This is a genomic window from uncultured Dubosiella sp., from assembly GCF_964018005.1.
GTDB classification, from domain to species: domain Bacteria; phylum Bacillota_I; class Bacilli_A; order Erysipelotrichales; family Erysipelotrichaceae; genus Dubosiella; species Dubosiella muris.
In genome coordinates this window covers 1-14781 of the sequence record NZ_CAXHOA010000007.1, presented here as the reverse complement: position 1 = coordinate 14781, position 14781 = coordinate 1, and the positions used below count along the sequence as shown (strand labels likewise).

General features: G+C 51.7%; 12 protein-coding genes. 2 read left to right on the top strand and 10 right to left on the bottom strand.

Going from position 1 to position 14781, the window contains the following annotated elements:
• Positions 1–6: 6 nt before the first annotated feature.
• The 8 genes from ABNS49_RS06250 to ABNS49_RS06215 form a co-directional block, all read right to left on the bottom strand.
• The gene (locus ABNS49_RS06250) at positions 7–2049 is read right to left on the bottom strand and encodes a BglG family transcription antiterminator (RefSeq protein ID WP_135979191.1); all 2043 of its coding nucleotides are present in this window, start codon (positions 2047–2049) and stop codon (positions 7–9) included.
• Positions 2049–3725 carry a PTS mannitol-specific transporter subunit IIBC gene (locus ABNS49_RS06245; RefSeq protein ID WP_135979192.1) on the bottom strand — a complete coding sequence of 559 codons (1677 nt, stop codon included), beginning with the start codon at positions 3723–3725 and terminating at the stop codon, positions 2049–2051. The genes ABNS49_RS06250 and ABNS49_RS06245 overlap by 1 nt, the downstream gene beginning before the upstream one ends.
• A gap of 180 nt (positions 3726–3905) precedes the next feature.
• On the bottom strand, positions 3906–4277 hold the full coding sequence (locus ABNS49_RS06240) for a BlaI/MecI/CopY family transcriptional regulator (protein WP_135979193.1): 372 nt from the start codon (positions 4275–4277) through the stop codon (positions 3906–3908).
• A gap of 177 nt (positions 4278–4454) precedes the next feature.
• Positions 4455–5786 carry an MATE family efflux transporter gene (locus ABNS49_RS06235; RefSeq protein ID WP_288342308.1) on the bottom strand — a complete coding sequence of 444 codons (1332 nt, stop codon included), beginning with the start codon at positions 5784–5786 and terminating at the stop codon, positions 4455–4457.
• Positions 5783–6223, bottom strand: coding sequence for a MarR family transcriptional regulator (locus ABNS49_RS06230; RefSeq protein ID WP_288342306.1), 441 nt, complete (start codon positions 6221–6223; stop codon positions 5783–5785). Before ABNS49_RS06230 ends, ABNS49_RS06235 begins: the two co-directional genes overlap by 4 nt.
• Positions 6224–6334: 111 nt before the next feature.
• Entirely contained in the window at positions 6335–7693 is a 1359-nt protein-coding gene (locus ABNS49_RS06225) for an AAA family ATPase (protein WP_135979196.1), read from the bottom strand.
• A 208-nt stretch (positions 7694–7901) separates the two neighbouring features.
• Positions 7902–8408: a nitroreductase family protein gene (locus ABNS49_RS06220; RefSeq protein ID WP_135979197.1), complete on the bottom strand. Its 507-nt coding sequence runs from the start codon at positions 8406–8408 to the stop codon at positions 7902–7904.
• Between the two features lie 12 nt (positions 8409–8420).
• Entirely contained in the window at positions 8421–9785 is a 1365-nt protein-coding gene (locus tag ABNS49_RS06215) for an aldehyde dehydrogenase (protein WP_288342301.1), read from the bottom strand.
• Between the two features lie 84 nt (positions 9786–9869).
• Here ABNS49_RS06215 and ABNS49_RS06210 point away from each other — a divergent pair, with 84 nt between their 5' ends.
• A complete protein-coding gene (locus ABNS49_RS06210) occupies positions 9870–11372 on the top strand; it encodes a carboxypeptidase M32 (protein WP_135979199.1) in 1503 nt (500 codons plus the stop codon).
• Between the two features lie 48 nt (positions 11373–11420).
• Here the strand turns inward: ABNS49_RS06210 and ABNS49_RS06205 are convergent, their stop codons facing one another.
• Positions 11421–12344, bottom strand: coding sequence for a transcriptional regulator (locus tag ABNS49_RS06205; protein WP_135979200.1), 924 nt, complete (start codon positions 12342–12344; stop codon positions 11421–11423).
• Between the two features lie 487 nt (positions 12345–12831).
• Between ABNS49_RS06205 and ABNS49_RS06200 the strand changes: the two genes are divergently transcribed.
• On the top strand, positions 12832–13077 hold the full coding sequence (locus ABNS49_RS06200) for a hypothetical protein (protein ID WP_277820718.1): 246 nt from the start codon (positions 12832–12834) through the stop codon (positions 13075–13077).
• 235 nt (positions 13078–13312) lie between these two features.
• Here ABNS49_RS06200 and ABNS49_RS06195 read toward each other — a convergent pair whose 3' ends face one another.
• Positions 13313–14599: an IS4 family transposase gene (locus ABNS49_RS06195; RefSeq protein WP_348688068.1), complete on the bottom strand. Its 1287-nt coding sequence runs from the start codon at positions 14597–14599 to the stop codon at positions 13313–13315.
• Positions 14600–14781 lie beyond the last annotated feature (182 nt).

Below are 14781 nucleotides of genomic sequence, written 5' to 3'. Positions count from 1 at the left end.
CCTTTCTTAAGCCATGTCGGCTCGAATCAATTCCAAGTAAATCGCGGACAGCGCCTGTTGAATGCGCCGCTCCTCGCGCTCGAACACCGCCTGCTGCAAGTTCGTCGTCTCCATCATATACGTCGTGACGGAGGAAAGTAGTTTTTGATGATACGATGCATAATCGGCTGGCATGAGCAGGACGACCACGGCCCGAATGCCCGGGTACGCGGCAAACTCTTGCGCCTGCGCCGGCCACAAAAACTGCACCTGGGCGTTTTTCACGCCAGTCGTTTTCGCGTGCAGCAAGCCAAAGCCAAGCTCCGGCACCATGACCGAGCCAATCTTCTCACGCTCAAGCAGGGCGCTGGTCACTTCGCTCGCGCTGCCGTCCGCCAGCAAGCCGGCCTCCGCGACCAGCGCCGGCCAGTCCAGCGCCGGATCGACATTGGCGAACACGAGTCCGTTGACGATCGCGCGCGCCGCGCCCGTCATTTGTTCCACGCGCCGAAGTTTTTCCAGCCCGTCCCGGTCCGGATCGGCGTGCGCGCCATATTCGAGATTTTTCATCACATCCCGCAAATGGTCGATGTCGTTTTGCGTCAGCAGCGGGTTGACCTTGACGACCGGCACCATTCCTTGCGCCAGGTCGAACGTCGAAACGATCAGGTCCAAATCGTCGTACGCGTTGGTTTTGTATTGTTCCAAAGAGAGAGTCACCAAATGAAGCCGCGTACCAAACACATGCTGCAGCCTTGCCGCCAGCAAAGCCGACACCCCGACCCCCGAGGCGCATACGACCGCAGTGTGGATGCGCGCCTGTCTGGCCTCGAAGCGGCGGCGTTCCAGCGACGCTCCCACATGCATCGTCATGAACGCGATTTCCGCTTCCGAAATCGACAAGCCCGTCTTTTCGCCAATCAAGGCCGCCGCGTGCGCGCTTTGAGCGTACAGCTCCCCGTATTGCGCCTGGATCGTTTCCAGCAGCGGATTGTAAATCGGCAGGCCGCGCTGCAAGCGGATGAGCGTCGGCCGCAAATGGGTGATGAATCCTTTGATAAACCGGGGATCCATCCGCAAACTCGACGCGATCCGGGGCGGGAAGTCGTTCATAAAATCGTTGGCGATTTCCACGATCTGGTCGTCGTCGAACGCGTCGATCGGATCGACGTTTTTCGCCCCGCTCAAATGCATCGCGATAAACACCGTTTCCGCCTGCGGGATCTCGATGTCGAAAATGGACTCGAGTCTGCCCGCGATTGCTTTGGCCTGCTCCATAGCCGGCGTGGCGCGCATCGTTTCACACAGCGAAGGATCGCTCTCGATCGCCTCCCCTTTCTGGATGCGCTCGACGGCCACCACCAGATGAATGATCAAGCCGATGTACGAGCTTTGCGCATACTGGTTCAGTCCCAGCTCGTGTCGTTCGAGCGTGAACAAGTCAAGCACCGGATCGAGAATATCCTGGTTGAGCAGCCGCAAAATGCCGTCCTGCGACGCTTCAAACACTTCGTGGCGCAAGGCGTCCGCGTCCAAATAGTCGATCGCCTGCTCCTTTGATCCGATCGTGTCGTGAATGATCGCGCTCATCGCCAGGCGCCGGTCCTCCTCTTTGCCAAGCAGCCGGATGTTGTTTTTGTGGGCGCGATTCAATTCGATATGATAGTGTTCGAACCAGGACGCCAACGCGTCCAGGTCGTTGGAAATCGTCGTTTCCGACACCGAAAACATGTTGCCGTACACGACGAGCTTTTTCACGTCCGGAAAGCGGAGCAGCTCGAACGCGAGCAGTTTGCGGCGCTCCTCTTTCGAAACGTAAGGAATGAGGTCGGTGGCGATATCGGCCGCCAGCCGGCGGCGGTCTTTTTCGTCCCCTTCGATTCGGATTCCCCTGCCTTGCCGGCTGACCATATCCAAATGGTACGGCTTCAAATTGGCGTTTTGGAGTTCTCGAAAAACCGTGCGTCGCGAAATATTCAGTCGTCGCGCCAGCTCGTCGACCGGAATATACGCGTCCCCTTGTTCCAGGACGATTTGGAGAATTTGTTTAAACCGGTTGGTATAAATCATCACGCGCCGACAAGCTCGCTTACGATCTCGTCATATTCGCTGGCGCCCATGAAATTCATGACCGGATACACCGTCGCGTGCGGACAGCGTTCCTTCGCCCGCTCCACAAGCGACTGGTGCGTGATGATGACTTGCGTGTCCGTTGGCACTTCGTTGAGCGCGTAGTGCGGCACCGTCACGTCGCAGCCGGCGGCTTTCAGCTTTTTCGTCAGACTCGCCGCGCCCATCGCGCTGCTTCCCATGCCCGCGTCGCAGGCGAACACGACTTTTTGCATATTGACGCGCGACGGTTCCGGCTTCGCGCCTACCCGGCCGTTTTTCACGTCGTCGACGATTTGATCGTACTCGGCCGACGCCATGAAGTTATTGATAGGGTAGATGGCGGCGTGCGGACACCGTTCCTTCGCCCGCTCCACGAGCGAGGACTGGGTGACGATGACTTGCGTATCGGCTGGCACTTCGTTCAGCGCGTAGTGCGGCACGGTGATGTCGAGCCCTTCAGCTTTCAGCTTTTTCGTCAGGTTCGCGGCGCCCATCGCGCTGCTTCCCATACCCGCGTCGCAGGCGAACACGATTTTTAAAGCGGACAAGGCGGCAGCCGGTGCCGGCGTTCCCTTGGCTTGCGCCTTGGAGGCGCTCACCTGCTGTTTGGCTTCCTCCAGATTGCCTTCCTTGGCGAACGCCTTCAGCAATACCGTGCACACGATGGCCGATACAGCGGTCGCGGCCGCGATCGAAAGCAGGACGCCGACATAGCTGTCTTTGGCGCACATACCCAGGATGGCTATAATGGATCCCGGCGATGCGGCGGATACGAGGCCCGAGCCAAAGATCGTGTTGACAAGCACGCCGGTCATGCCGCCGGCGATGACGCCGATCAGCGTGATCGGGTTCATGAGGACAAACGGGAAGTAAATCTCATGGATGCCCCCGAAAAACTCGATGATCATGGCGGAGAGCGACGATTGCTTCACTTCGCCTTTCGTGCTCAAGTAGTACGCGATCAGCAAGCCAAGGCCCGGTCCCGGGTTGGCTTCGATCATGAAGAAGATCGACTTGCCGACTTCCTGCACCTGATCCATGCCAAGCGGGGTGAAGATGCCGTGGTTGATGGCGTTGTTCAAGAACAGGATCTTGGCCGGCTCGACCAAAATCGAGGTGAGCGGCAGCAGACCGTGGCTGACAAGGAACTCGACGCCGGTTTTCAAGGCGCCGGTGAGCGCGACGCACGCCGGTTCGATGACGAGACAGCCCACGCAGGCCAGGATCGCGGCGAGAATGCCGGCTGAGAAGTTGTTGACGAGCATTTCGAATCCGTTCGGGATGTGCCCGTCGAGCAATTCATCGGTCTTTTTCATCAAATAGCCGCCCAATGGCCCGGCGATCATGGCGCCGATGAACATCGGCGTTTCGGTGCCGGCGATGATGCCGATGGCGAAGCACGCGCCCACGACACCGCCCCGGTGCTCGTAAATCATCTTGCCGCCGGAATAGGCGATCAAGACCGGAAGCAGGAAGCGCTGCATCGGGCCGACGATTTCGTTCAGCGTCGGATTGGGACACCAGCCGGCTGGAATGAACAAGGCGGTGATGAGTCCCCAGGCGATAAAGATCGAGATGTTGGGCATGACCATCGCGGAGAGGGCGCGCCCGAATTTTTGGACTTTTTCTTTCATGATTGTTTTTTCCTTTCTTTTTATTTCGTTTGTTTGACAATTTCAGTATAAGAAAGCGCTTTGTTTTTTTCTATTGTTTCTCGTTTTTGTTTGGCACTTCCAAAAATGCCAAAATCCGGCGAAGGTGGCACAGCGCCGGGTGCCAAAAAAAGCCCCACTTTCGTGGAGCTTTCAAACAGCCTATTCGGCTGCCAGTGCTTGTTTTCGTTCCTGAATCAAGGCTTCGATCTTTTCCAATGTTTCGATATCCTTCGCGTGGCGGATAAAATTCGCCGCGAGCTCGTAGGAAGTATCCCGCACAAGAAAGTTGTCAAAGTACTCGGCCTGAGAGATGCAAGGGCTGAATTCGCGAGTCAAGGCGTTCTTGTTGTAGCCAAGACCGGCGATCTCGATGAATTTCATCGAAAGCAGCTTTCGAATAACGGCCTGTACTGTGTTCTTACTTATGTGTGGGGCTTCCAAGCAGATATCATTGGAAGACAATGGCTTGTTTGACTGCCAAAAGATCTCCATGATTTCATTTTCGCGCTTGGTTAAGTGGGAAACTTTCATTACAATGACCTCTCTTTATTTTTACAAACTCATTATAAATTTTCTGAACGGAAATTACAAGAAACGATATATCATTTCTTCACTTTTTTTGGGCTTTTTTCACAATAAATTTAAAATTTCGAACAAATTTATTCAATCCGTCATCTTTTTTGCAAAAAAGACGGATTTTCTTCCGTTTCAATACCCGTACCGCGCTTTCTCTTTTCGTAAAAAGAACACGACGACAAGCAGCGAAAGCGACTCGGCGACGACGACCGCGCTCCAGATCCCGTCCAGTCCGAACAGTTTGGGCAGGATCAGGATGCACGCGACCTGGAACAAAAACGTGCGCACAAACGAGATGGCCGCCGACACGAGCCCGTTGTTGAGCGCCGTGAAAAACGAGCTGCCAAAAATATTGAAGCCGCACAATAAAAAAGAAACGCTGTAAATGCGAATGGCGTGGACGGTCAGGGCGCCAAGCGATGCCGAGCCGTTCACGAACACCATCGCCAGCCACGGGGCGCTGATTTCGGCGACGAGCGTGAGCACGAGCGCGGTGATCGCGATCAGGGCGAGCGACTTTTTTAGCAGGCTGTCCAGCTCGCCCGTGTTGCCCGCGCCATAGTGGTAGCTGATGATGGGCGCGATGCCGACGCCATAGCCGAGAAACGCGCCGGCGAACACGAATGAGATGTACTGGAGCACGCCGTACGCGACGACGCCGTCGGCTCCGATCATCTTCATGAGCTCGAAATTGTACAGCACGGTGATGACGCTCATGCTTAAATTGGTAACCATCTCGCTTGAGCCGTTAAAACAGCTTTGCAGCAGCGCTTTGCCGTTCCAGCGCGTTTTCGATACGCGCAGCGGCGTGCCGTTGCCGGGCGTCACGAAAAACACGAACGGAATGATGCCGCCCACGATCCAGCTCAACCCGGTGGCGAGCGCCGCGCCAAAGATGCCAAGACCGGCGACCGCGATCAAAAGATAGTCGAGCACCATGTTCATGACGCCGGCGATGATTGTCAGCAGCAGGCCGAGCGTCGGGCGTTCGGCGGTGACAAGAAACGCCTGGAACGCGTTTTGTAAAAAGTAGCCGGTCATCATGAGGGCGAGCGTTCGTCCATAGGCGACGCAGTCGGGGAGCATTTGCTCGGTGGCGCCAAGCAGGCGCGCGAAATCCTCGATCCAGACGGCGCCGACCACGCTCATGACTATCGCCACGACGATGAGGCTGTACACGAGCAGGGAAAACACTTCGTTGGCTTCGCGCTTTTTTTGCTCGCCGAGCAGCTTGGCGACCAGAGCGCTGCCGCCCGTGCCGATCATGAAGCCGAACGTGCCCATGATGGCGATGACGGGCCAAATCAAATTGAGGGCCGCGAACGCCTGGCTGCCGGCGACGTTGGCGACGAAAATGCCGTCGACGATTGTGTACAGCGATGTGAAGATGACCATGACGACGGAAGGGAGCGTGAAGCGCAGCAGCTTGCCAACCGTAAAGTGGTCGCTGAGCCGGATCGTCATGTCGTCTTCTCCTTTCCCTGCTTCAAGTGGTGCACGTACCGTTGTCCAAGCTCGATAAACCGGCCGGCGTTTTCCTCGCCCATTTGCTCGAACGCCTCGTTTTCCCGCTGAATGGCCGGATACACATACATTTTGATGACGTCGCGGCCCCTGTCCATCAAATACACGCCGCACTCGCGTCCTTTTCCTTTGCGTAGCTCGATCCATCCTTTTTTCTCCAGCGCCTTGATAGAGGAGTTGATCGTCTGCTTGCTTAAAAACGACGCCTGGGCAATATGCTTCTGGCAGCATCCATCCTCGAGGGTGCTTAAACAATAGAGCACTTCAAACGCGCTGTCCGAAATGCCGGCCGCGAGCGCCTCCTCGTGGTAAATATGGCTCAATTCCTTATAAAACGCGTTGAACGCGCGTAAATGTTCATTAAATATTTCCTTCATAAAAACCTCCTGTCCAAAATGCGACCCAAGTATAATAGTCCGAAATCGGACTTGTGTCAACCCGGTACAAGAGGAGAATCGTATCAAAAAATCGTTCTTTTCTTCTCCACGTCACAACAAGAAAGTCATATAAGGAGGAATACAGAAAATATCGTCTTTGATCATCAAATTTTTCGGATGAATAATGAAGCACGCGCCAATCCGGTCCTGATATTTTTCTTTAAACCGCAACAGGGATGTGGTCGTGTAACGCTTTCCCGACTTGACTTCGATCGGATACAGTTTATATTTTAGTTTGCGGTTGCTAGAAAGAAGAAAATCAATCTCCATATCATTTCGATGTTTCTCGTCGTTGTAATGCGTGTAAAAGTACAGTTTATGATGATTTATCACAAGCATTTGCGCAATCACATTTTCATACAGCATTCCTTTGTTCATAGATAATTTATCCAGCAAGATCTGCTTGTACACTTCTTCCTCGAGCAATTCATTTTCGTCAAACGCGTGACTGACCAAAAGACCCGTATCCCCCATATAACATTTTACATATGACCTTACCTCGTTGATGGATAAGCCGACATTCGGATCACTGCATAAGAAGCATTCATTACAAATCATGGAATCCGCCAGCCAAAAGAAAGTCTCCTGGTATTCTTCCGCTCTCGACTCGCCTTGAATCGTCTTGAAAACCACTCTTTTTTCATGCTGTGAAAGCAATCCGGGGATCTGATCAAAAATCGCCAGTACCTTACCCCGATACCGCGCATTGATCTTCATAATATCTTCCCGATACAGCCGCAAAATATCCCGTTTTTCCTGGTCTGCCTCATAAAAACTTTTATTATTCTCAACAAACTTTACGACCGGCATAGGCATACCGCCCACCAGCATGTATTGTTTAAAAATCATCATCGCTTTGCGATGCAGCGACTCTTCCAGCGCTTGTTTGGATTCAAAACAATGTTTGATATAATCTATCATCACTTCCTCGCCTAAAGCCCAGCAAAACTCTTCAAAGTCGAATGGATACATTGAAATATGGCGTTCCTCCGAAGGAATGACAATATCTTTCACGTTTTCCTTGATCGAAATAAGCGAACCGGTTTCAATATAATCATATCGTCCATCCGCTACCAGGTATTTGATAGCCGCTCTTGCCTGCGGAAACATCTGCACTTCATCGAAAATCACCACCGACTGACGAGGTTTCAAACGGATCCCGTAATGGACTTGAAGCATCATAAACAACGTATCCAAATCGTTCAAATACTTTTCAAAATACGACTCGACTTCCTTATCCTTCTTGGCAAAATCAATGAGAAGATAGGATTCATATTCATTTTTAGCGAACGCCTGCGCAATCGTACTTTTGCCAATTCGACGCGCCCCCTCAATCAAGATCGCCTTCGTACCCTTCGTTTCATTCTTCCATTCCAAGAGTTTATCGTAAATCTTTCGTTTAAAAAACATATTGTATTCACCTCCTCATGCCGGTTTTCAATCCGATTATATCGCTCGACCCCACTATGCGCAAGATAAGAAACGCCGTATTACCCCATTATGCGCACTATAAACTACCCCCTGTTTCCCCATTATGCGCATCTATATGACCCCGTCAAAACCCCATTATGCGCACCTTAAACAAAGAAAAAGCCTGGGCGAGCCAGACTTTCCTATTTTACTTTTCAAATGTTTCCCAATGGATGCGGGCCGGATCCCATTTTTGTTTGGGTTCCAGATCATGGGCCGGATAGCCAAACGAAAGCACCCAGTACGGCTGGATGGAATCGGGCAAGTCGAAATACCGGCGCAGCCAGTCGACCCGGTCCGTTTCGGGATAGCCACCCAGCCACACGCCGCCTAAACCAAGATCCTTGGCTTCGATCAGCATGTTTTCACTAAGCGCCGACAAATCCTGCACGTCGTAGGCGTCGCCAAAGTGGCGATTCGTGTCGGCGCACACGACGACGGCGAACGCGGCGTCCTGCACGCAGACGGCGTATGGGGAAAATTTCGCGAGTTCGGCAAGGCGGGCCGGATCGGTGACGACGATCAGCTCCCACGGCTGTTTGTTCACGGCGCTTGGCGCGGCGCATCCGGCTTTCAAAATCGTTTCGATCGTCTTTGGATCGGCTTTCTTGTTCGTGTACTGGCGCACGCTCGTGCGTTCAAAAATCGCATTCATCTTTTTTCCTCCTTATTTTAAAAACAGACGGACGACTTTTTCCTTCCACGGCTTTTGCGGGCCGTAGATGAAAGGCAGGTCGACGCGGTCGCTCGACGACAAGATCGACTTGTCGTGGGTGAATGTCTGGAATCCATACCGGCCGTGATAGTGGCCGAGGCCGGAATTTTGCAGACCGCCAAACGGCATGTTCTCATTGGAAAGATGGAGCACGCAGTTGTTGATGCACCCGCCGCCAAACGGCATGTTTTCCTTCACGAAGCGAATGTGGTCGTCGTTGCGGGAAAACAAGTAGAAGGCGAGCGGATGCGGCTTTTGCGCCAGCTGCCGACACAGTGTTTCGAAATTCTCGTACGGCAAAACGGGCAGGACCGGTCCGAAGATTTCCTCGTCCATGACGGGCGTTCCTTCTTTTGGCAGCAAGATCGTCGGCTCGATTTTGAGTGTCGCCTCATCCACATGGCCGCCCCAGACGACTTTTCCGTCGTTCAAATACGCGCGTACGCGTTCGAAATGCTTTTCGTTGATGATCTTGCCAATCGACTCGAGCGTGACGCCTTGCACCGAAAGCTGGTGGATGATTTGCTGGATGAGCGCGGGCATTTTCGACTCGTGCACATAGACGTGGTCGCACGCGACGCACGTCTGGCCGGCGTTGAGAAACTTGCCGAAGACGATGCGGCGGGCCGCCAGCGCGATGTTGGCACTCTCGTCGACGATGGCCGGGGACTTGCCGCCTAGCTCGAGCGTGACGGGCACCAAATGCTCGCTGGCCGCCTGCATGCACAATTTTCCTACGGCGGGCGAGCCGGTAAAGAAGATGTAGTCGAACGGCTGGTGGAACAGCGCCTCGTTTTCCTGGCGTCCGCCGGTCACAACCGCCACATACGCGGGCGCGAACGTTTCCTCGATCAAACGGGCGATGACGGCCGTCGTGTGGGCCGAGTAGTCGCTTGGCTTTAAGATGACGGTGTTTCCGGCCGCCATGGCTTCGATGAGCGGCTGCATCGTGAGCAGGAACGGGTAGTTCCACGGGGAAACGACGAGCACGCAGCCATAGGGGTCGTGGCGAATCTCGCTTTTGGCTTTGAACAAAAACAGCGGTGTGCGCACTTTTTCCGGCGCGCTCAGCTGGTCGATGTGCTTTTCCATGTACGTGAGCGCCTGGTAGACCAGACCGATTTCGCTCATGTACGCCTCGGCCCCGGATTTGTTCAGGTCCGCGTACAGGGCTGCGATGATCCGGCTTTCGTTTTGCCGGATTGCGGTCTTGAGTTTGGCGAGCATTTGCTTGCGAAACATGATGGAGCGGGTGGCGTTGGTCGCGAAGAACACCTTTTGTTCCTGGACAAGCGCCTTGATTTGATTTGCGTCCATATTCAATCCTCCTGCTCCCATGATAAAATCATTGTCCCCTCATCGCAATAAATTTGTTAAGATGATAAGGATGGAGGTAACAAGATGCGTTTACAATTCGAACCATTTTATGAAGAGTATTTGAAAAAACTGGCGGCCTACAACTTGGCGAGCGCCACGATGTACACCGACCAGTGGACGGTCGCGCCATCGGCTGGCATCCCCCACGCCAACGAGATGATGGCTATTCTCGCCCAGGAGCTGTTTCAAATCGAAAACGATCCGGCTATGATTGAAAAGATCGAAGCCTACCACAAGACGCTGCCGGAGGGCTCGCTCGAGCAAAAGGAAGTGAAGATGCGTCTGGACGATTTGGGGCATACCCGCAACGTTCCGGCCGACGTGTACCGGGATTTCGTGAAGGCGCGCAACGACGCTGGCTACTACTGGCACCAGGCGAAGGAGAAAAACGACTACGCGCTGTTCAAGCCGTATTTGGTCGATCTCATGAACAAGTCGATCGAGTACATGAAATATTCCCCGAAATACACCGGCGACAATTTGTACGATGTGTTTTTGGACGCGTACGAGCCGGGGATGAATGAGGAAAAGTACGACGCCTTTTTCGACGTCGTCAAAACCGAGCTCGTGCCTTTTATTGCCAAGCTGCGCGCCGAAGGCCGGACGATCGACGACTCGATGCTGTCGAAATCGTTCGACATCGAGCGGCAGGAACGGTTCATGGACACGATCATGCGCTATTTGCGGGTGGACCCGACGCGCGTCTCGCTAGGCACGACGGAACATCCGTTCACGAACTTTTTGTCGCACAACGACATGCGCATCACGACGCATTACTATCCGGACCGCTTTTTGAGCGCGATCCTGTCGACCGTGCACGAGTACGGCCACGCGCTGTACGGGCTGCAGATGGATGAAATGTTCGAAGGTACGAAGCTGAACGAGAACGTCGGCTCGGCCGCCCACGAGTCGCAATCCCGCTTTTTGGAAAACCACATCGGTCGTTCCAAAGCGTTTTGGCAAGCCAACTACGACGAGCTCGTCAAGCAGTTTCCGGAGTTCGAGGCCGTCGGTTTGGACGCGCTGGTCGATATGATCAACGTGAGCGAGCCCGGCCTGATCCGTACCGAAGCCGACGAGCTGACGTACCCGCTGCACATTCTCATCCGCTACGAGCTGGAAAAGGACATGGCCGAAGGAAAGATGGACTACGACCAGCTGCCAACACTGTGGGCAGACAAGTACGAGCAATATCTGGGCGTGCGTCCGCAAACGGACAGCGAGGGCGTTTTGCAGGATGTGCACTGGTCTGACGGCTATTTGGGCTACTTCCCGACGTACGCGCTGGGCAGTGCCTACGCCGCCCAGCTGTACCACACGATGGCAAAGCAAATCGACGTGGACAAGGCGCTGCGCGAAGGCCGTATGGAGGAAATCACCAACTGGCTCAAGGACAACGTCCACCACTACGCCGGTTCGAAAACAATGGCCGAAATCGTCGAGATCGTATCGGGCGAGCCGTTCGATCCGCATTACTATGTCGACTATTTGAAGGACAAATACTCGAAGCTGTATGGCTTGAAATAAGCGTACCAAAGACGATCCAAGCGGATTCTTCCGTAGCGGTCGTCTTTTTTAAACCCGAGGGGTTTCAGTTCCCTCCAAAACCAACTCGAAATTCTCGATGGAATCACCTTCCACAAGCACATGGAGCGGGTGGCTCTTTCCCCAGACGGGATCCGCTTTCGCTTTTTCTTTCCACTCGTCAAAATACCGGACAAAGCCGTCGTGGAGCAGCGTTTCCGCCTGCTTGCGCACCCGGATGGCCGCTTCTATCGTGTCGAACGAACCGAGGTAGTACTTTACTTTTTGAAAGCTGATTTGCGCGATCCACTTCCCTTTTTGTTTTTGAACTCCCGGACACCCGCTCGTGTTGTCTTTCCGGACGGCTTTGGAGCGAATCGCCTCCACGCAGGTCGAGTCGATGTAGTTCATGTACTGTCCCGGTCCGTCCTTTTCCCTTTGCAGACAGCCGCAGCTTTGCGTGTTCCCGCACATCAGCTGGTTGGCCGCCACTTCCACGACTTGTCCGCAGTCGCATTGGCATATCCATAAAACACTGCCGTTTTTCCGCTTGTCCGTCGGATGCAGCGCTGTCAGTTTTCCAAAGCGTTGATTCGTCAAGTCGATTCCTTTGCGAACGCACCCGCAGCTTTCGGTTGGGTGTTTTCCGGTCAGCCGGTTCGTCGGCACCATCATGACGTTTCCGCAGTCGCAGCGGCATTTCCACACGTAGCACGAGCCTTGTTTTTCGGGCAGACGTTCCAGCACCGTCAAACGGCCAACTTTCTTTCCTTTCAAGTCTTTCGTGTTTTTTCCCTTTCTGGCGCATCCGCAGCTTTTGACCAGTCCCCGCCGGATTTTGTACGCTTCCAGCCAAATCGTGTTCCCGCAATCACAATGGCATTCCCACAAAAAGCTTCCCTTCCGTTTTTTTGTGGTTTTTTGTATAACCGTTAATTTTCCTACCCGGTGTCCCGTCCAGTTTTCATTCCACATCCCTTTGCCTCGCTTTCCCTTTTTCGCAGAGTTGTTTACTTTGCGAAAAAGAGGACAAAAAGCGCGGTAAATCCGCCAGAATTGACGGTTCCTTGCTTCCGTTGACGGGAATTTTGACGGCGCATTGTATGGAAAAGAAAGAAAGAAAAAGACAAAAAAGACTTTATATGTCGGGAAATTTGAATTTTTTGATGACGAGAATCATGACGGTTTAAACAAAGCGAAAAGCAAGGAGATCAAAGAAAGAAGGAAAACTCCCCACTCGTTCTTCTTCCTTTTTTGGACTTTTATCATGAGAATCCTGAATATTGATTATTTTTTTATGTTTTTTATGTTAAAATGGATTCGCATAGTAAACAACTCTGCGAATAAAAAAATATTTATCTTTTTTAGAGCCAGATGGCTCAACACACACAAAAGACGACCCCCTTAAAGGAGCGGTCGCCTTTTTTTCAGTTCTCTATTTTATTTTCCTTTCTTCCTTTTCTTGAACACGTATAGAACGCCCAGGCTGGACAAGGCCATGCCGGCGGTGCTCATCCAAAGACGCGAACGAGTCGAGACTGCCGTGTTGGCGCTGGACGCATACCGGGCGATCGAATATATTCAGTATTTGCACAACGAAGGAGTACCTCTTGTTAAAAAAGGAGAACAGACTTATTCGGTGCCTACGTTGGAAGAGCTCAAAAACGTTCTTCCAGACAAGGTGTTTTCCTCGTTTCATAAAAATTAAAAAAAGCCAGAAGAGTGGGCAATGTCATTTAGTTAAAAGCTTCCGTGACATGATGGACTCTGATCTGCGTTTAGTTAAGCTCTGGATTCTCAGGATTCGGAGCTTTTCTTTTTTCATGTCGTATCTTCAATATATGATTCGTATTTTTCCGTCACGACGAAAAGACAATTTTTGTTTTCAAAAAAAATTGCCTTCTTCCTTTTGTTTCGGTTAAAATGTTCTTGGGATATTGCCGTTACGCTGGTCTATATTGAAATGGGTGGACCCGCTGGGCTTTCATATTCCGCTTGTTACTGCGATCTGGTCGTACTGGGATCAGATCCTTTTTTATTCGTTCCTCGAGTTTTCCAGCGCTGATCTTCCTTTTCAGAAACAGTCGAACATTTGTGACTCCGGTCGTAAAGTTTGGTTTGTATTTATATTTCCATCCGTCTTTTTGTTCGATCTTGACACGCTGTACTATCAAAGAGGCCACATTGTGAAGGATCAAATTGGCATAGATCTCCTGCTGGATGTATTTTCTTTTTCTCGAATGAAAATCGAGCATGCCTACAGTATACTTCAAAGCCCGGAACCCTACTTCTTCGTTCCATCGCATATGGTACAGTTCTTTAAGGTCTTCCATCGTAAATTCAGGTCCCAGGTTCGTAATCAGGCATTCATATTTTCCTTTTTCGACTTCGATCCGAACCACGCGGAGTTTCAATTTGTATTCCTGAGCGCCTCCTTTTGGCATATATTGAAATTCAGTACTCCACGGCAGATAACGATACAGATCCCGGTTCTCTTTCACTTCGTTTGTTTGTTTTCGAGTCAAGATGATCTCTACATCTTTATCAAATGTTTCTTCTGAAAAGTCAAAGGTGGATAAGATCCCGTTGGATTCGATATCTTTGACTCGAATGATGAATTTTTGGTTGTTTTCAATACAATATGCGAATGTATCGTATTTCTCGAAGCCTCGATCTGCGCAGAGGATGGATTTCTGTGGATAAAAATGATTCTTGACCATTTCCTTGAGCGCGTTGCATTCACCACTTTTTCTAGGCGAGTCGATACGAACATCTAAGAACGTCCCGTTGAGACAGTCATAGAGCGCGTTGAGATGCAGCTGTGAATAAGGTTTGCCCGACTTCACTCCACATAATGTTTCCTGATCGGACGGATCGAAAGGGATATTGACATCGGATCCATCCATCGCGATCACGTGATAGCCACGGTACAAGGATGGCGAGGGAGTATAAGACATAAGATGAAGGATACGAAGGAAGGCTTGTGAATCGAGCTTTTCACGCTGCTGGCTAAAAGCGGAACGTGTCACTTCGGTCGTAGTCCCTTCAAAGAAAGTCGTAAGTTCGGTATTCAAAGAATGAGACCCCATTTGAATGATCAAAGGAATCAGTGTTTCTGGCGGAAGTTTACGATTTCGGGAAAAATCCGAAAGCGGATTTGAACAATAACAGGTAATACTGTCGACAACAGATTGTACGGCGAAGTCGAATTGACGACGGACTTCAAGCAAAGAATCATAAGACTGGTTCATAAAAAATACCTCCTACAATTCCTACGGATTATGGAGTAAATGCTCCAAAAATTTTGTCAAGTGATATTTGCAAAATTTTAAAAATGCGAAAAAAAAAGCACTCTCCATTGAATGGAGAATGCTTTCTAGAACCTCGATATCATTTAACTAAATGACATTGG